Here is a 17,834-nt window from a genome sequence, read left to right as displayed (position 1 = left end):
CACATCACCTTCAAATAATAAATCAACTTCAAACAAAATCAAACCTTAAATATGAAATCTAACGTTTTTTCCATTGCTATGTTCGCTGTGATAACAGTGGTAGCGCTATCATGCGGCACTGGCGATAAATCCGGCCTTGCCATTCCTAAAGATGCATCTATTGTAGTTCACATAAATTCCGGTGGACTCACAAAAAAATTATCCTGGGATGAAATCAAAAGCACAAACTGGTTCCGGGAAATCTATACCGAAGCAGATGATTCTCTCGCTAAAAAAATGATGGATGATCCCGGTGCTTCCGGTATTGATATTGACAAGGACCTGGCATTTTTCGCAAAAAAACAGGGACGCGGAGGCTATATGGTTTTTGAAGGGTTTGTAAAAGACGCGGCTGCTTTTGAAGCTTTTAATAAAAAGATAAATGATGGAGCTGCGGCAACAAAATCCGGCGATCTGAATGTGATGAAACTGAAAGAGAAGGGCATGCTTAGCTGGAATACCTCAAGATTTGTTTACGTATTGAATGCGCCAAACTTGACCAGTTTTCCCCCGATGGGCCAGGGAGGTCCACAAGAGGCATATTCGTTTCCTGTAGACAGTCTCCAGATGTTTGGTACCATCTTATATGACCTGCCATCAGATCAAAGTATGTATAAAGATGATCGTTTCGCGGCAACCATGAAAGAAGCCGGTGACATGCATATCTGGATGAACAATGAGAAGAACTATGGGTCAATGGCAGAAGGCATGTTATCCATGCTTAAGGTTAATGCAATGTTTGATAAGAATGCAACAGGTATGTCTATCAATTTTGACGATGGTAAGATTTCTGTTAAGACAAAACAATTCTTTAATAAAGAAGTGTTGAAACTGCTGGAAAAATATCCGGCAAAGGATATATCTGCCGACGTCATTAATCGCATCCCATCACAAAATGTAGTGGCCGTTATGGTGATGAACTATCAGCCTGAAGGTCTGAAAGAGCTAATGAAGCTATTTGGTTTTGACGGTGCCGTAAACGGGTTTATGCAACAGGTCGGGTATAGTGTTGATGAATTCGTAAAAGCAAACAAGGGCGAATTATTAATAGCGGTAAGTGACCTCAAACCCTATACCGGCTTTGATTCAGCTACTATCAATCCTGACGGCTCAGTGAGCCAGGGAGGCAACAAAACACCTGAACTGAATTATTTATTTGCGACTTCAATTAACGATAAGCCTGCATTCGATAAAATGGTCGGGATCATTGCCGGTAAGGTTGGCGACATCAGCCAGGGCGGTTTCTTTCCAAAGCTCAGCTATAGCATGAACAATAACTGGTTTGCTGCAGGTAATTCACAGGATCAGGTCACAAAGTTCCTGGCAGGTGGAAATAATAAGCAACCTTTTGCTTCGAAAATAACCGGCAATCCATTTGGAGCTTATGTTGATCTGCAGAAGATCATGGCTGCCGGCAGCAACGCCGCTACCGACACTACAAGTAAAGTTGCATTGGATCTGTCACTAAAAATGTGGCAGGACATACTAGTAACGGGAGGCAAATTAAAAAATGATGCGCTGAACTATGATGTTGAGATCAACCTGGTAAATAAATCAACCAATAGTCTTAAACAACTGAATCAATACGCAGACCAGATGTCACTCAACAAAAAGAAAAAAGCATTCTGATAATTGTAAACAAGGCTGTCTCAAAAGTATAATTGAGGCAGCCTTTTACTTTAAGTAATAATTAGTTCCGGCAGTTCATATTTGTTTGAGACCTTATGGATTTTGAAATTCAGCAATTGTTGCCCGCCTGGTTTACAAGTTCGCAGGCTGCCACTTCAGACTTCTGGTTAAAAGATTTGTCCTTTAAACAGGGTGAGTTGATTGAGATCGTGGCCCCTTCAGGAAGTGGTAAAACTTCTCTCATTCATTTCCTGTATGGTATGCGCAAAGATTACACAGGCATCATCCGGTATAACAATAAAGAACTAAGCACTGCCGGCTACGAAACGATGGCCCAATACCGTAAAGACAATTTGAGCGTAGTGTTCCAGGACATGCGGCTGTTCAACAGTCAAACTGTATTTGAGAACATCGAGATCAAAAGACAACTTGCTCCTTTTCACGATAGCGGCCTCATAAAAGAAATGGCCTCACGGTTAGGAATAGCCGATAAACTGGACGCACTTTGTGCCAACTGTTCTTATGGGGAACAACAACGTATTGCAATTATCAGGGCCCTGATGCAACCCTTCGACATTTTACTGTTGGATGAGCCATTCAGCCATCTTGATCGTAATAATGCTGAGAAGGCAATGAAGCTGATTCTCGGGGAAGCCGGGAAAAGAAATGCTACGATTATATTTGCGGACCTGGAACAGACTTCTTTTTATCCAAAAACCAGGTTATTTTATCTTTAAAACTTATCCCTGGCCCCATCATATAAAAATATAAAGCCCCTTATTCAAAGCAGTACCAGCCGTTACTCAAGGATCTCCTCTTACCTGGGACTTGGAATTGGTGTTCTTTTGTTGCTTTGTTCCGTACAAATGTTTCTTAACATCCAGGAATTGCTGGGCAATAAGAGTCCCCGCAAGGACAACTTTGATTTTATATCCATCAGCAAAACCATTACAAATGAAACGATGGGCCAGCTTGATAAAAATCTCTTCCAGGAAAATGAGATCAGGGAGGTAGCTGCACAGCCTTTTATTGATGGTGTCGGACCTCTCATTGCAAATCGATTCAGAACGCAGCTGAGCATTGACCGGATCATTCCTTTCAGTACCGACTTTTTTGTGGAGGCGTTGGATAATTCTTTTATTGATACCGTACCCCCCAATTTCAGTTGGACAGAAGGCCAGCAAATTATTCCCGTGATTCTTTCCTCTGATTTCATGGAAATTTACAATGTGTTTGCACCGGGCTATGGGTTACCACAGGTATCGGAAGCAACAGCCTCGCAGCTTATAGTAAACATCAATTGTTTTGGTATAAATGGTAAACAGCAAACATTCAAGGCAACAATAGTTGCATACAGTGACCGTATTAATTCAGTGCTGGTTCCTGAATCATTTTTGACCTGGGCCAACCGGGAATTTGGTAACACTACCGATGTGAAGGCTACGCGTTTATTCCTGCGCACGAAAGATGCCAATGATCCGGCTTTGCTTTCATTTCTTGATTCAAAAAATTATAAAGTCAACAAAGACAAAACAAAATTCGGCCGGGTAAAACAGGTGCTGCAAGGGATATTTACTGGTCTCGGGGTTTTCGGGCTTATGGTCGTTTTGCTTGCGCTGATGTTATTTTCATTTTACCTCCAGCTGATGGTCGCGCGAAGCCAAGACAGTCTGGATTTATTAATGACACTTGGCTACTCTCCTTCCTGGCTAAGCAAAAAAGTTTCGGGGCAGTTTGTTCCTGCATATATTATCATCGTAGCAGTTGCACTGGCAGTTACACAGCTTTTCCACTGGCTGTTTCATCATTATGTTTTAGCGGACCGCCCGGAGTTATCGCCCATAGTTAGCTGGATTGTGGTGCTAGTTGCCATTCTGCTCATACTATTATCAATCATCACCAATCACCGGATGATAAAAAAACTGTTGTTACGTATTCCCGGTGTTTAACCCCGGGCTATGCGAAGTCAACCCCTACCGGGGTTGTAAAGCACTCACCACTCACCACTAAAACTCATCACTCATAACTCATAACTGGTTTCCCTGCCTCCGCCCTTGCGAACGGCTGAAGCTTCCAGTACGTGAGGCTTCGCCACAACCATTCGAATGGTCCGAACCTATAATATTTTAACCAGATATTACTGAAGATGATCTGGAAGATCCAAATTCCTGCAACCACTATATAGATCTGGTAACGTTGCATTGCATCAAACCATCTCAGGCCATAACCGTTATAGATCAATGTGCAGATTATTGATTGCATCAGGTAGTTGCTAAATGCCATCTGACCTACGGGTGAAAGCATGCGAAAAAACCAGTCAGCAATATGCAGTTTGTAAATGGTCATGAGCAGGCCGATATGACCAAGGCAAATAAACAATCTTTTTTCATCGTAAAAATCAAATAACAACTTGTCAGCCAGATAAGATCTGTCAAATTTCACATCCACGGACGCTCTTAGTATCAGATAACTCAAAGTAAGCCCAACTGCATATCCAATAACAGACAACAGGACATAAAACTGCACTGATCTATGCCCGGTTAGCACACCTAATTTGAACAGCGCCATACCAAAAAAGAAAAAGGCGAGAATATCGTAGAAATAATTATTATAGAAAACAGTGCTCTGGATTTCAACATTGATTTTTTTAAGATAGGTCATAAGTGAAAAATATCCTTTGCGAAATTCTGCAACTTCTTTGGCCGCTTCTTTTTTCATATTTGCCAGCTTCAGACGCTCAACCCTTGCTTCATATTGTTCTTTATCTGTTTTTTGTTCAGGGGTGAGCTTCTGTTTCTTTTTCTCAAGGGCCACTGCATATTCACCTTTTTCACGGTTGCTCTTTCCTTCATAAAGCGTGAGTGTATTTTTCAGATTCATCATCAACATCAGGCCTATACCGAATAAGAACAGGTATTTTGGAGCCATTTTTCTGAAAGGGAAAAGAAACAGGCCGCAAATAGCATAGCTGTAAAGAATGTCTCCTACCCATAGAAAGATAAAAGCATTAATCAGCCCGAATATGAGTAACCAGATAAGCCGCCGGTAATAGATATCAGCCGGATAGGTGCCACCATGTTTTTTTTCGAGCCTGCTGATCAGCAAAATGCTACCTGCGCCAAACAACATGGAAAACAAAGCACGCATTGTTCCTTCGAAAAACCCGGAGACCGTCCACCAGGTGTAATAGTTTATGCCACTGTATTCATTTCTTATGCGTAGATCATTAGCAGTAAGAAATGGCAGGGAGAAATAGGGTATGTTCATGAGCAGGATGCCAAGTAGGGCTATTCCTCTCAAGGCATCGATGATCTGAACCCTTTCAGACTGAATAAGTGGAGTTGCTGATTCAGTATATAACGGAGTAGCCTGAGACCCGGTCGTTGGAGACTGGTCCGAAGGAAATGACTCATTCATGAAGATTTGTTTAGGTGTTTTAAGATTAGGTATTTTAAATATACGAATTGCTTTTGCAAAACAATATTACCTATAATAGGTATTGCCATTCAATCCATAACATCCCTGGCAACTGAGTTATTAAACGCCTTCAAAAACTAAACGCCTTCAAAAACCATTGCCGCGCCCTGCCCTACACCTACGCACATGGTTGCCAGGCCATATTTTGAACCACGCCTGCGCATTTCATGAATAAGCGTTGTTGTGATTCTTGCTCCGCTACAACCCAGCGGGTGACCGATGGAGATAGAGCCGCCATTTACATTCACGCGATTGACATCAAGTTGCAGTTCCCCGATACAAGCCAGGGATTGAGAAGCAAACGCTTCATTAAGTTCAATAAGGTCGAGGTCTGCCGTTTTAATTCCGGCCCTGGCCAGAGCTTTTGTACTTGCAGGAACTGGTCCCATGCCCATAATGGCGGGGTCTACTCCAGCCACAGCCATTGAAACAATAGAACAAATTGGTTTAAGTCCATATTTTCTTACGGCTTCTTCGCTGGCGATAATGAGTGCAGCTGCGCCGTCATTAATCCCGGCCGAATTACCGGCAGTAACTGATCCCTTTTCGGCGAAGGCAGGCCTGAGAGCTGCCAGTTTTGCCAGGCTGGTGATCCTGGGATGTTCGTCTTTTGTCAAAAGGATTTTTTCTTCTTTTCCACCAAGGATTTCGACACCGGTGATTTCATCTTCCCATTTTTGCTGATTGAGAGCAGCAAAATATTTCTCCTGGGATGCAAGGGCAAACTCATCCTGCCGATCCCTTGAAATGTTCCATTGTTTAGCAACATTTTCGGCAGTTTCACCCATTGAATACGGATAGTATTCATCAGTGAGTTTTTTATTGGGAAAACGCCAGCCGATAGTACTATCGACCATTTGCAGGTTCCGGTTCCAGGAACCACCTGCCTTAGGGATGATATATGGTGCCCTGGTCATACTCTCGACCCCGGCGGCAATATAAACCTCTCCTTCCCCACAAATAACTGCCCTGGCCGCATCCATGACTGCCTGTAAACCCGAAGCACAAAGACGGTTAACTGTATTACCGGGCACCGTTACCGGCAGCCCGGCCAACAACGCAGCCATCCTGGCTACGTTTCGGTTGTCTTCTCCTGCCTGGTTGGCATCACCGGCGATCACATCTTCAATCGAGTCAGGGTTAATAGCGGAATTACGGTTGAGTAATGCCCTGATGGCCGTTGCAAGCAAATCATCAGGCCGGATACTGCTTAGCGCGCCACCATATTTTCCAATCGGGGTTCGGATCGCATCAATTATAAAAGCACGGGCCATAGATCTTATGTGTTAAATGAACGTTTTAGTAAAGAGTTGGGATTATAAATCCCTGCGGATCAATCCGATCAAAGGTAAGCGAGGAAACCATAGCGCGAAATTGCTAATAACCTGTCATTTTCCCATTGTCATCAATGGAACCAGCTGTCGTAATGGAACCAGGGATGGCTGCTCCGATCTTTCAATTAACAATCACAAATCCCCAATTAAAAATATCTTTGCAAAATGTCTGCTAGTAAAAAGAATATAAGACAGCTGGGATTGAGTGATCTGGAAGCTTTTTTTGAAACCCTGGGCGAAAAAAAGTTCCGGGCAAAACAGGTGTATGAGTGGATATGGACCCGGCAGGCTCATAGTTTTGATGCTATGACAAACCTCAGTAAAGAGCTGAGACTCAAACTCCAGGATAATTTCTCGCTTCCTGCTTTAACTGTAGATACAACACAATATTCTTCCGATGGCACTGTGAAAAGCCGTTTTCGTACCTGGGACAAACATCTTGTGGAAGGTGTATTGATTCCAACAGAAGAACGGAAAACTGCCTGCGTTTCTTCCCAGATTGGCTGTTCCCTTAGTTGTAAGTTCTGTGCCACGGGTTATATGGATCGTCAACGAAATCTTGATTTTGATGAGATTTTTGATGAAGTCGTGCTGATTAACCAGCAGAGCGAAAAAGTCTATAACAAGAAGCTGACCAATATCGTTTTTATGGGTATGGGTGAACCACTGCTCAATTATAAAAACGTATTAAAGGCAATCGAGCGGATCAGTTCGCCGGATGGACTCGGCATGAGTCCAAGGCGGATCACTGTTTCAACTGCGGGTGTTGCGAAAATGATCAAACAATTGGGTGACGATGGCGTAAAGTTCAAGTTGGCTGTATCCCTGCATGCAGCTACTGATAAAAAGCGCAATGAGATCATGCCGATCAACGAAAGCAACAACCTGAAGGCCCTGGTTGAAGCTTTGAACTATTTTTATAAAAAGACAGGCAACGAAATCACTTTCGAATATATACTCTTCAAAAACTTCAACGACAGCATCGAGGATGCCGATGAACTGATCAAGATCTACCGGCAGGTTCCGGCTGACCTTGTAAACATCATTGAATACAATACTATTGAAGCTGCAACCTTCTCCAAACCGGATGAAGAAGTGGTAGATAAATTCATGGCTTATCTTGAAAAACACCGGGTTAATGCGCGCTTAAGAAGGAGCCGCGGAAAAGATATCGATGCAGCTTGCGGTCAGCTTGCAAACAAATCATAATTATTTTTACTTTCCGGCTTTAGTTAACTGGGAGGTTTTGGTTGACTTTGAACTTTTTGTAGCCTTTGAAGTTTTAACTGAGCCTGGACTTTTAGCTGAACTTGAACTTTTGGTTGACTTTGAACTTAGGTTTGACTTTGAATTTTGGTTTGACTTCAGTTCCACGATTTCTATAGCGGCCTTCAGCGTCTGCCGGAGCTTTTTAAGCGGGAGATCGGAATAAGGATCGATATACATAACGCTGATGGTTGACCGATCCCCGATTTCAAGCCATGGAAACGGAAGGGATTTGGCTTCCTTGAATCCTATATATGGCAAACCGTTTTTTTTTTCCTTCCAAAAATAGCATAACATCTTTTTATGAATGGAGAAGAAGGGCATTCCATATTTCATGGACTCACTAATTTGTGAGTCATGTTTAAGGATGATTGTCCTAAGGGCTTCCAGGCAGCTTTTTACCGGCTCATTCAGGCCGAGATAAAATGAATCGATGTTTCGCATATGAAAGCTTTGTTGAATATTCTGATCTGATCCTCGATAAAAAAGAAAGTTAAGATAAGAGGAAGTAATTGTTTAATCAAGTTTGATGAGTGGATGCAGGACCGGTTCTATAATTCGGCAACAAGCCTCAATCTTCCGGCTGGGTTAGCCTTTTCATTAAGTCCCATCGATTTTGCGTATCTTTGTGTATTACTCACTACTGTTGTAAAACAGCAAATCGCTTCAAATGGCAAGAAATAGCTTCGACCGCTTCATCAATAAGGGTGCAACCGGCTCACAAAAGAAAGAACAGATCCGTCAGGAAAAGAAACAGGCAAGAGAAGAAAAAAATGCCTACTTCGATCAGCTAAAAAAAGAAAAGAAAGATCAACGAGTAGCCCAGCAGGCTGCGCCTTTGCGTGAAAACCAGGCGCGTACGTCTGAAGAACGTGCACAAAAACCGGGTTATTCCAAACCAGCCCGTGGCACCAGCAGGCCTGCAGCATCGAGGTCATACGGTAAATCTGCCGGTACGGGTGAAAGCTATGGCAGTAAAAAGCCAGTTTTTAAGAAGACGGAAAGAAGCAACGAAGGCAAGAAAGCAGGCTATAATAAATCTGAAGATAATAGCAGAGGTTACGGAGCTAAAAAAGCTGGCTTTAACAAACCAGAAGAAAGCGGTTCAGGATACGGTAGCAAAAGGGCAGGCTATAGCAGATCTGAAGACAGCAATTCAGGATACGCTGGCAAAAAAGCAAGCTTTAACAAATCAGAAGACAGCAAAGGATACGGAGAAAAAAAAGCCGCTTATAAAAAGCCAGAGGAAGGCAGCAGAGGACATGCCGGCAAAAAAACTGCTTACAATAAACCTTTCTCGTCAGGAAGCCAGGACCGTAGTGGTAAAACATCATTTGAAAAGGCACCGGTGAAGAAAGACGAAAGAAAAGGTGGTTATGCAGGTAAACCAAAAACTCCAAAATTATCCATTGCATTGACAGGTGCAGCTGCAAAGCCGGCATTAAAAAATCCCGATGGTTCAAGAGTTGCTCCGGCAGCAAAACAAGTGGTTGTTCCGGCTAAAGCTGAGGCTTACAAAGATGGTGTGATGCCTTTGAATAAGTTTATCGCTCATGCAGGAGTTTGTTCCAGGAGGGATGCTGCAGACCTCGTGAAAGCCGGAAAGGTAATGGTCAATGGAAAAGAAGTGCTTGAACCGGGCTTTAAGGTTACCATAAAAGATGAAGTAAAAGTTCATGGCAAACAGGTTGTGGCCACCAGGAACTTTGTTTACATACTACTCAATAAACCCAAGGATTTTCTAACCACCACTGAAGATCCCGAAGGCAGAAAAACGGTGATGGATATTATCAAATCCGCAACTACCGAAAGAGTTTATCCAATCGGCCGCCTGGATAGAAATACCACAGGTGTACTCCTGCTTACGAACGATGGTGAGCTCGCCCAGAAGTTGTCTCACCCAAGTTATGAAGTGAAAAAGATCTACGAGGTAAGGCTTGATAAACCTTTACAGAAAAAAGATTTCGAAAAGATTATTGCCGGTGTTCAGCTTGAAGACGGTCTTGTTGCACCTGATGTACTCGCTTACGCAGACAGCACCGATAAAAGCATCATCGGGATCGAGATACATAGTGGCAAAAATCGAATCGTCAGAAGGATCTTCGAACATGTTGGTTATGATGTAAGAAACCTGGACCGGGTAATGTATGCTAACCTTACCAAGAAAAATGTTGAACGGGGTAAATGGCGTTTTCTTGAAGAGAAAGAAGTAAGGTTGCTTAAGTTCCTGAACGCATCTTATACCAAAAAGCCAGATCTGAAACCCGTTCGTTAATTTATAATTCTCCCACAACGAGCTTGAAAACATTACTGAATATTATAAAGGAAACCGACCAGCTGATTGTACTTAACAAACCTGCAGGATTGTTAAGCATTCCTGATCGTGAAGGCAAAGACATTTCTCTTAAGTTATTGCTCCAGGATACCTATGGCGAAATATTTACGGTGCATCGTTTGGACCGCGATACCAGTGGTATCATCGTTTTTGCAAAAACAGCAGAAGAGCATCAGTTTCTTTCAAAAGCGTTTGAAGAAAGAACTGTTGAGAAATATTATGCCGGTATAGTGAATGGCATATTGAATGAAAAGAAAGGAACGGTTGAAGTGACCATGATGCAACATCCCGGTAAAATGGGAATTATGATCGTCGACAGGAAGGGAAAAAATTCAGTGACCGATTATGAAGTTATTGAAGAGTTCGGAAAATACTCGCTGATGCAATTCAGGATCCATACCGGGCGCACACACCAGATCCGGCTTCACATGCAATACCTGGGTCATTCTATTGTCTGCGATGCGACTTACGGTGATGGTCAACCGATAATGGTAAGTTCTATCCGTCGCAAGTTTAAACTTTCGAAGTCAGAATTTGAAGAGCGACCCATTCTTGCGCGTCTTGGCCTGCATGCCCAGAAACTAAAATTCCAGGATCAGGCGGGTAATAGCTATGATCTTGAAGCCGAAAAGCCGAAAGACTTAAGAGCGTTGTTGCAACAGCTAAGAAAGGGAAAGTAGCAAAAACAGTGCCGCACTATTATTCGTTTTTGAAAATAACTCCGTCTTTCATAACAAACTTCATACGTCCCATAGCCTGTATGTCTTTGGTAGGATCACCGTCAACGGCAACTATGTCGGCAAGTTTACCCTTCTCGATTGAACCCAATATATCACTTACTCCAATAAGTTCTGCTGCGCTTACTGTAGCAGATTGAATTGTTTCCAGTGCAGGCATGCCGCCTTCTGTCATATACACAAATTCCAACCAGTTTTTGCCGTGGGCATAAACACCGGCGTCTGTGCCGAAAGCAATCTTAACCCCCGTTTTATATGCCTTTGAAAAAGTGCCCTGGATCTTTGGACCGATAGCCAAAGCCTTAGGTGTTACCAGGTCCGGATAGTAGCCCGGCTTTTTTGCAGAGTCACCCACAGACTTTCCGGCCGTAATTGTTGGGACATACCAGGTTCCTTTTTCTTTCATCAATGCCATTACTTCGTCAGTCATATAAGTTCCATGTTCAATTGAATTCACACCCGCCGTTACTGCCCTTTTCATTGCCTCAGCTCCATGACAATGTGCTGCTACCTTAAAACCATAGTCTTTTGCTGTGGTTATGATCGCTTCTAATTCTTCCGTTGTGAATTGTGGATTCTCACCACTTTTGGCAACACTCAAAACCCCACCCGAGGCTGTAATTTTGATAAGATCGGATCCATCTTTATAACGCTGGCGAACCGCTTTACGGGCATCATCGGTTCCATTGATAACACCTGAAGCGGGACCAGGATCACCCATCAGGTCCTTGCGATAACCATTGGTAGGATCTGCATGACCACCTGTAGTTGCTATGGATTTTCCGGCAGTATAAATGCGGGGACCTACTATCAGTTTTTTATTAATAGCATTTCTCAACGAGATATTTACACCAGTCCCACCCAGGTCTCTCACCGTAGTGAAGCCAATCATCAAGGTACGGGATGCATAACCTACCGATTGGAAAGCATAATCTGCAGGGTTCAGGGTATAGGCCTGTATGTATTGATTTGGATTGGTTTCACCTTCCAGGTGCACATGTGAATCGATCAGGCCCGGCATCACTGTTTTATTTTTGAGGTCGATCACCTTATCACCTTTTGCAGCAGTACTATAACCCTTAACAATATCCGAAATGGTATTTGCTTCAACCACTATTGTCATCTCTTTCAACACTGTACCTGCTTTCACATCAATCAACTGACCACAGTGTAGAATGGTCTTTTGTGCAGAGGAAACAGAAATCGTAAATAAGGATACGAGTAAAAATAGTAATCTCATGTTAGCGTTAGTTTAGTGGTGAGTGGTGAGTGGTGAGTGGTGAGTGGTGAGTTTGAGTGATGAATTATGAGTTATGAGTTAAGTGATATGAGTGAATAGTTATGAGTGAATAGTTATGAGTGAAAATATGAATTATAAAATGAATACAAAAACTAAAGAACTCATAACTCAACTCACCACTCACCACTCACCACTAAAAAAGAAAGGCCCCGATAAAATACCGGGGCCTTTCAAATGTAACTTATTTATAAAATCAACTATTCAATATCCGGCTGGGGAGTATAACGGAGATAGGGTTTTACAATTTTAACGCCTTTCGGAAATTTCTTAATGGCATCATCTGTTGAAACTGCAGGAACAACTATCACATCTTCACCATGCTTCCAGTCTGCAGGAGTTGCAACGCTATGATTGGCTGTGAGCTGTAAAGAATCTATAACTCTCAGAACTTCAACAAAATTGCGACCAGTAGAAGCAGGATAAGTGATTGTAAGCTTAACCTTCTTATCGGGACCGATAACAAACAAAGAACGAACGGTAAAAGTTTCAGAAGCATTAGGATGGATCATACCATAAAGATTTGCAACCTGCCTGTCTTCATCAGCAATGATCGGGAACCCAACAGAAACATTTTGAGTCTCGTTGATATCTTTGATCCAGCCATGATGTTTATCCAACGGATCAACACTAACGGCAAGGACCTTTACATTTCTTTTCGCAAACTCGTCCTGGAGACTAGCGGTTTTACCGAGCTCAGTAGTGCATACAGGTGTAAAATCTGCCGGATGCGAAAATAGCACACCCCAGCTGTTACCAAGATATTCGTAAAAATCAAGATCCCCGGCTGTAGTTTTTGCCTGGAAGTTGGGAGCTACGTCCCCTAATCTTAAACTCATATAAAGCTGTTTTAAAACGTTATGAAAAGCGGTTACTGACTTTATCAATTGCGTTTCATGTGCAACGGACTAAAATCGGGAGTTCAAATATAGTACATCCCTACCAACACAGTAGACTGTTTTTGTGTTAAAAAATTATTTTCCACGCGCTTTTGTGATGGAATACTTACCAAACCTGTTTTTCAGATCATCTATAGCCTTATAAAGCTCATTCTTTTTTTCGAGGTTCTCAAACAAATTCGTCTGCACCGCCTCGCTGGTAAGTTCACTTAGCCTGACCCCAAGTAGCCTGACAGGCTGCCCTTTTCGCCATAGTTTTGTGAAGAGTTCCCTCGCCTGGGAAATCAGCTCGTCGTCATAAAAAGTATAGGGAATCGACACCTGGCGGCTGGTGGTTTCAAAGTCCGGGTACCTGATTTTGACAGCAACACAACCGGCAGTTTTGTTTTCCTTCCTTAATTCGTAAGCCACTTTTTCCGTCATCCTCACTAATTCATCTATCAAAAGTTCAGGATCGCTGATATTCTCTTCAAAAGTGTTCTCCGTGGATACCGATTTTGCTTCATGATAGGGCACCACTTCTCCATCATGAATTCCCCTGGATTTGAACCAAAGTTCATGACCATATTTACCCAATCTTTTTTCAAGTATTTCAATAGGTTGTTCACTCAGATCCTTGATAGTATATACTCCCATGTCTTTTAGCACCTGGTGAGTCTGGCCGCCGATCCCAGGGATTTTGTTTACCTGCAGGCCAGCTAAAAAATCCTGTTCCCGCCCAAAAGCCACATGTATATAGCCATTTGGCTTGGCCTCATCGGTAGCGATTTTCGCGACCATTTTGTTAGAAGCAAGCGCAAAAGAAATAGGCAACCCGGTTTTGTCAATAATTTCCTGCCGAAGATCGATCGTCCATTGATAGGGATTGAAAAACCGGTCCATACCGCTCAGGTCAAGGTAAAATTCGTCTATGGAAGCCTTTTCAAATAAGGGAGCTTTTTCGGAGATAATTTCAGTGACCCATCTTGAGTAACGGCTGTAGTCGTTGCGACTACCACCGACAACTGTGGCCTGGGGACAAAGTCTCTTAGCTGTGCGCATCGGCATGGCAGAATGAATTCCAAACTTCCTGGCTTCATAACTGCAGGCGGCAACCACGCCCCTGTCACTGTGACCGCCAACCAGCAGTGGTTTGCCACGGAGCGACGGATCGTTGATACATTCGACTGACACAAAAAATGCGTCCAGGTCAAAATGGGCAATAATCCGTTGCTTGGATTCGGTCATCCTGCAAAGTTACAATTCATGTGAAATGAAACAGGTAATAATTAGGCATTTAGCCGTAGTATAAGCCAACCCGGAAAACGCTGATTTAATGTCAGCTAAAATCTAAAACCAATTACTCAAAATCCAAAAACTGGTATTCAAAATCCAAATCAATTATTAAATTCAAAAACAGTTATTGGAAATCCAAACACAGTTATTCAAAATCCAAACACAGCTATTCAAAATTCAAAACCAATTATTCAAAATCTAAAACAGCCATTCAAAATTCAAAAACAACTATTTTAGCGAATACCAAAAATCCTGGCGCTGTCTATAGATAAACTTAAGGAGATAGTTTTCAAAGTACATCCACTTGCTGACGATGAATGGGATGATCTTTCGCGCATATGGCTGCCTGTTAGTTACAAAAGAAAAACGCTTTTAACCGCTGCGGGCGAAGTAGAAAAAAATCTATACTTTGTTATTGCCGGAGTTCAGCGGGCTTTTTACCTGGAGGCGGGTCATCCTGAATCTACTATCGTTTTTACTTATCCCTATTCGTTTTCTGGCGTTGCAGATTCTTTCCTGACTCAAACACCTTCCAAATATTTTTTTGAAACCCTGACTGCTTCAACTATGCTGCGCACCAGCTTTCACCAGATCAATGAACTGATGGACAAATATCATAACATTGAAAGATGGATAAGGAAGGCGACCGCCTTTACTCTTATGGGTACGCTTGAAAGACAGGTTGAGCTGATGAGTTTCACGGCCGAAGAGAAATTCAGGACCTTGTTAAAGCGAAGCCCCCATGTATTACAGATTATCCCGCACAAGTATCTTGCATCCTATCTTGGGTTGGATCCAAGTACCTTCAGCAAATTATTGTCTACCGTTAGAATTGAGTGATCACTTAAATAGTGATCCATGCAAACATACAATAGAAGTCATATACAATAGAAGTCAGCCCTGCGCGAACTGAACCGGAGCAGATCTCAATGTGTTTATAGTGTTTTCACATTGAATAAAATGTCGTTGATTGTGTGCAATCAGGAACCGGAAGATGTCACCTAATTTCAGGCGAATGAATTTTGTGATGGTAATCGGTATGCGAATTCTACCTATATTTTTTTGAGCGGAAGCTTCAAGCAGGTTCAGCATATCCTGTTGTTGCTGAAGGAACTCATCTATTACAGTCTTACTATCAAGATCCGGTGTTGGGGTGTAGTCCTTCATAGCCTTCACTTTATTTTTTACCCGTTTATCTGCGGTGGGTTTCATGGAATTTGTAAAAAAATTTCCCAACCATCCTGAATTGTATTTCAAATCGGGGGAAAGATTGCTTTCATCAAGTGCCTTTCGAATTTCAGGGAGATAGAAACGGCCATAGGAGTTGAGGTGTTCAAGTATCTGGGCAATACTCCATTTGCCAGGGGCAGGCTGCCGGGTCAGCAATTCGGGATCATTCTGCAGGAGAATCTTTGTCTCCATGATGATCTGCCTTGTATCCGCCTTGAGCTGATCCAGCAAACCACTTGTTTTGATATTTTTCATTGTTGAATTATTTGAAAACAAAACTAGTGACCGGCAAATTAATAAATCTTGGTCCAGGCCAGGATTTACTGATTCCTGAAAATATCCAGCAGGCCATCTGGTAGTTCTACTGCAATCTGTCTTTTTTTCTTATCGAGTTTTTGCAATGTTTCTTCATGAATTGGAATCAGGGCATCTTTGCCATCAAGGGATATGCGGCATAAAACCTGGTGCGGCTGTTCAATAACTTCAAGGATCTCACCGATGTCAGTTCCATTGTCGATAATATGAAAACCAAGAAGGGAAATTGGCGCGGACTTACCCGCATATTTTTGAAATTCTGACTCTTCGAGCCAGATTTCTTTTCTAACAAAAGGCCGGGCGGCTTCTTTTGTATCTACATCTTCCAATTTAATGTAAATCTCGTCCTCCGTTTTTATACGGGTCGATTGCAGGAAATAAGGGAGCATTTCATCTTTGGCAGCTTCGATGAAAATGGTTTCAAGACCTTTCAGCGATGACTTTTTTCCAAGATGATGCTGTAGGATGAGTTCACCGCCAACACCAAAGGTGGCCACGAACTTCCCGATACTACAATAATTCATGAGACTACTTCTGTGAAGCAGGCAATACCAACCTTATACGCGGGAGATCTGGTAAATATTAATATTGAATATTTAATCCCGGAGTTCCTGGATTAAATATTCAATACAATATAAGATCCCGATTAACGATTGACAATTACCAATAGAAAATATTAAGATTCTTCGCTTCTTGTTCTTCTTGCTGGTGCGCCATCTCTTCTACCGCGTCTGTCTTTCTGATGTGCATCCTGGCGGGTCTTAAGACTTGCTTCGTGTTCTGAATGCCACTTCTGGAATTTCTCCATTGCAGCAGCTTCATCAAACAAACCCAGTCCAACACCGCGCAAAAGGTGCTTCAGGTATAACACGCCTTTGAAAGATAGGATCCTGCGAACTGTATCGGTGGGTTGAGCACCTTTATGCAGCCAGTCCAGGGCTCTCTGACGATCGAGCTGAACAGAAGCAGGAACTGTAAGTGGATTGTACGTACCGATTTTTTGGATGAATTTACCATCTCTTGGTGCACGGGCATCGGCGACTACTATGAAGTAGAATGGTCTTTTTTTAGACCCGTGGCGTTGCAGTCTGATTTTAACTGGCATTTTAAATAGAAATTTAAATGCGTGAATAATTAGGGTTACATTTCAAGGATTGCAAAGGTAGCAATCCACGTGGTTTTACCAAATTTATCAAAACAAATCTAGAAAAGTTATTTTTTAAAGACAATGCTCAAAATTTTGAGATTATCTAATACTTTGTACAATTTATTAATGAGATACGAACCTGGTTTCCACACTCCGAATAATCAATAATCAGGCCTTTTATTTAATAATCTGACATTTTATTATTATCTCTTCAACATTATTCCTTTTAACATTTTCATGTTAACATCATCTCTTTTAACCTTATCGTTTTTAACCTTATCCCAGGTAACTTCATCCCTGGTAACCTCATCCCCTGGTAACATCAACCCTGGTACAATCATCACACCTAACCTCATCCCTGTTGAATTAGGCTCAATTAACGTCTGCCACCCATTCCAAGCTTGCCACCCATTGGCATTTTATTCATCATTTTCATCATCTGTTTCATTTGTTCGAACTGCTTCAGAAAAGCATTCAATTCATTCAGATCTTTGCCGCTTCCTTTGGCGATCCTTTTTTTCCGGCTCATATCTATCAGGTCAGGGTTAGTTCTTTCCTGGGGAGTCATCGAATTGATCATTGCTTCAATTCCTTTGAAAGAATCATCGCTGATATCAATATCCTTAACGGCTTTACCTACACCAGGAATCATTCCCAACAGGTCCTTGATATTACCCATCTTTTTGATTTGCTCCAGCTGTTGTTTGAAATCGTGGAAATCGAACTGATTTTTGCGGATCTTTTTTTCCAGCCTTTTGGCCTGTTCCTCATCAAACTGTTCCTGTGCTTTTTCAACCAGGGTAGTGATATCTCCCATACCCAGGATCCGCTGCGCCAGTCTTTCAGGGTAGAAG

Annotated in this window: 17 protein-coding genes and 1 pseudogene; 7 read left to right on the top strand and 11 right to left on the bottom strand. The window is 42.3% G+C overall.

Annotation, left to right across the window (positions count from 1 at the left end):
* Nucleotides 1-51: 51 nt before the first annotated feature.
* The 3 genes from VK664_RS15445 to VK664_RS15435 all read left to right on the top strand — a co-directional run bounded on the left by VK664_RS15445 (nucleotide 52) and on the right by VK664_RS15435 (nucleotide 3,617).
* Nucleotides 52-1,668: a DUF4836 family protein gene (locus VK664_RS15445; protein ID WP_461399580.1), complete on the top strand. Its 1,617-nt coding sequence runs from the start codon at nucleotides 52-54 to the stop codon at nucleotides 1,666-1,668.
* Between the two features lie 95 nt (nucleotides 1,669-1,763).
* On the top strand, nucleotides 1,764-2,405 hold the full coding sequence (locus VK664_RS15440; protein WP_461399579.1) for an ATP-binding cassette domain-containing protein: 642 nt from the start codon (nucleotides 1,764-1,766) through the stop codon (nucleotides 2,403-2,405).
* 129 nt (nucleotides 2,406-2,534) lie between these two features.
* Nucleotides 2,535-3,617, top strand: a complete 1,083-nt coding sequence (locus VK664_RS15435; RefSeq protein ID WP_461399578.1) for an FtsX-like permease family protein — start codon at nucleotides 2,535-2,537, stop codon at nucleotides 3,615-3,617.
* 67 nt (nucleotides 3,618-3,684) lie between these two features.
* On the opposite strand, the gene VK664_RS15430 is transcribed toward VK664_RS15435, so the two are convergent.
* Nucleotides 3,685-5,085 carry a DUF418 domain-containing protein gene (locus VK664_RS15430; RefSeq protein ID WP_461399577.1) on the bottom strand — a complete coding sequence of 467 codons (1,401 nt, stop codon included), beginning with the start codon at nucleotides 5,083-5,085 and terminating at the stop codon, nucleotides 3,685-3,687.
* Nucleotides 5,086-5,222: 137 nt separating this feature from the next.
* Nucleotides 5,223-6,419, bottom strand: a complete 1,197-nt coding sequence (locus VK664_RS15425) for a thiolase family protein (RefSeq protein WP_461399576.1) — start codon at nucleotides 6,417-6,419, stop codon at nucleotides 5,223-5,225.
* Nucleotides 6,420-6,644: 225 nt separating this feature from the next.
* On the opposite strand from VK664_RS15425, the gene rlmN reads away from it, so the two are divergent.
* The gene (rlmN, locus tag VK664_RS15420) at nucleotides 6,645-7,688 is read left to right on the top strand and encodes a dual-specificity RNA methyltransferase RlmN (protein WP_461399575.1); all 1,044 of its coding nucleotides are present in this window, start codon (nucleotides 6,645-6,647) and stop codon (nucleotides 7,686-7,688) included.
* Between the two features lie 6 nt (nucleotides 7,689-7,694).
* Here rlmN and VK664_RS15415 read toward each other — a convergent pair whose 3' ends face one another.
* Entirely contained in the window at nucleotides 7,695-8,189 is a 495-nt protein-coding gene (locus tag VK664_RS15415) for a DUF1801 domain-containing protein (protein ID WP_461399574.1), read from the bottom strand.
* Between the two features lie 226 nt (nucleotides 8,190-8,415).
* Here VK664_RS15415 and VK664_RS15410 point away from each other — a divergent pair, with 226 nt between their 5' ends.
* On the top strand, nucleotides 8,416-10,020 hold the full coding sequence (locus VK664_RS15410; protein WP_461399573.1) for a pseudouridine synthase: 1,605 nt from the start codon (nucleotides 8,416-8,418) through the stop codon (nucleotides 10,018-10,020).
* 23 nt (nucleotides 10,021-10,043) lie between these two features.
* Nucleotides 10,044-10,760, top strand: a complete 717-nt coding sequence (locus VK664_RS15405; RefSeq protein WP_461399572.1) for an RluA family pseudouridine synthase — start codon at nucleotides 10,044-10,046, stop codon at nucleotides 10,758-10,760.
* A 19-nt stretch (nucleotides 10,761-10,779) separates the two neighbouring features.
* On the opposite strand, the gene VK664_RS15400 is transcribed toward VK664_RS15405, so the two are convergent.
* The 3 genes from VK664_RS15400 to dinB all read right to left on the bottom strand — a co-directional run bounded on the left by VK664_RS15400 (nucleotide 10,780) and on the right by dinB (nucleotide 14,240).
* Nucleotides 10,780-12,057 carry a metal-dependent hydrolase family protein gene (locus tag VK664_RS15400; RefSeq protein ID WP_461399571.1) on the bottom strand — a complete coding sequence of 426 codons (1,278 nt, stop codon included), beginning with the start codon at nucleotides 12,055-12,057 and terminating at the stop codon, nucleotides 10,780-10,782.
* A 257-nt stretch (nucleotides 12,058-12,314) separates the two neighbouring features.
* Nucleotides 12,315-12,953, bottom strand: coding sequence for a peroxiredoxin (locus VK664_RS15395; protein WP_461399570.1), 639 nt, complete (start codon nucleotides 12,951-12,953; stop codon nucleotides 12,315-12,317).
* Nucleotides 12,954-13,088: 135 nt separating this feature from the next.
* On the bottom strand, nucleotides 13,089-14,240 hold the full coding sequence (dinB, locus tag VK664_RS15390) for a DNA polymerase IV (protein ID WP_461399569.1): 1,152 nt from the start codon (nucleotides 14,238-14,240) through the stop codon (nucleotides 13,089-13,091).
* Nucleotides 14,241-14,855: 615 nt separating this feature from the next.
* Here dinB and VK664_RS15385 point away from each other — a divergent pair.
* Nucleotides 14,856-15,128: a cyclic nucleotide-binding domain-containing protein gene (locus VK664_RS15385; protein WP_461399568.1), complete on the top strand. Its 273-nt coding sequence runs from the start codon at nucleotides 14,856-14,858 to the stop codon at nucleotides 15,126-15,128.
* A 54-nt stretch (nucleotides 15,129-15,182) separates the two neighbouring features.
* Here VK664_RS15385 and VK664_RS15380 read toward each other — a convergent pair whose 3' ends face one another.
* The 5 genes and pseudogenes from VK664_RS15380 to VK664_RS15360 all read right to left on the bottom strand — a co-directional run.
* Nucleotides 15,183-15,773: a DinB family protein gene (locus VK664_RS15380; RefSeq protein ID WP_461399567.1), complete on the bottom strand. Its 591-nt coding sequence runs from the start codon at nucleotides 15,771-15,773 to the stop codon at nucleotides 15,183-15,185.
* Between the two features lie 65 nt (nucleotides 15,774-15,838).
* Nucleotides 15,839-16,357: a ribosome maturation factor RimM gene (gene rimM, locus VK664_RS15375; protein WP_461399566.1), complete on the bottom strand. Its 519-nt coding sequence runs from the start codon at nucleotides 16,355-16,357 to the stop codon at nucleotides 15,839-15,841.
* Nucleotides 16,358-16,509: 152 nt separating this feature from the next.
* A complete protein-coding gene (gene rpsP / locus VK664_RS15370) occupies nucleotides 16,510-16,938 on the bottom strand; it encodes a 30S ribosomal protein S16 (RefSeq protein ID WP_458922885.1) in 429 nt (142 codons plus the stop codon).
* Nucleotides 16,939-17,183: 245 nt separating this feature from the next.
* Nucleotides 17,184-17,336 (bottom strand): hypothetical protein, encoded by a 153-nt coding sequence (locus tag VK664_RS15365; protein WP_461399565.1) that lies wholly within the window; start codon nucleotides 17,334-17,336, stop codon nucleotides 17,184-17,186.
* 20 nt (nucleotides 17,337-17,356) lie between these two features.
* Nucleotides 17,357-17,834, bottom strand: a pseudogene (locus tag VK664_RS15360) (signal recognition particle protein); the annotation flags it as partial.

Source organism: Flavitalea sp. (assembly GCF_035489435.1).
Classification (GTDB): domain Bacteria; phylum Bacteroidota; class Bacteroidia; order Chitinophagales; family Chitinophagaceae; genus DATHKG01.
The sequence above is the reverse complement of the archived record's forward strand: the minus strand, read 5'-3'. Positions and strand labels throughout refer to the sequence as shown.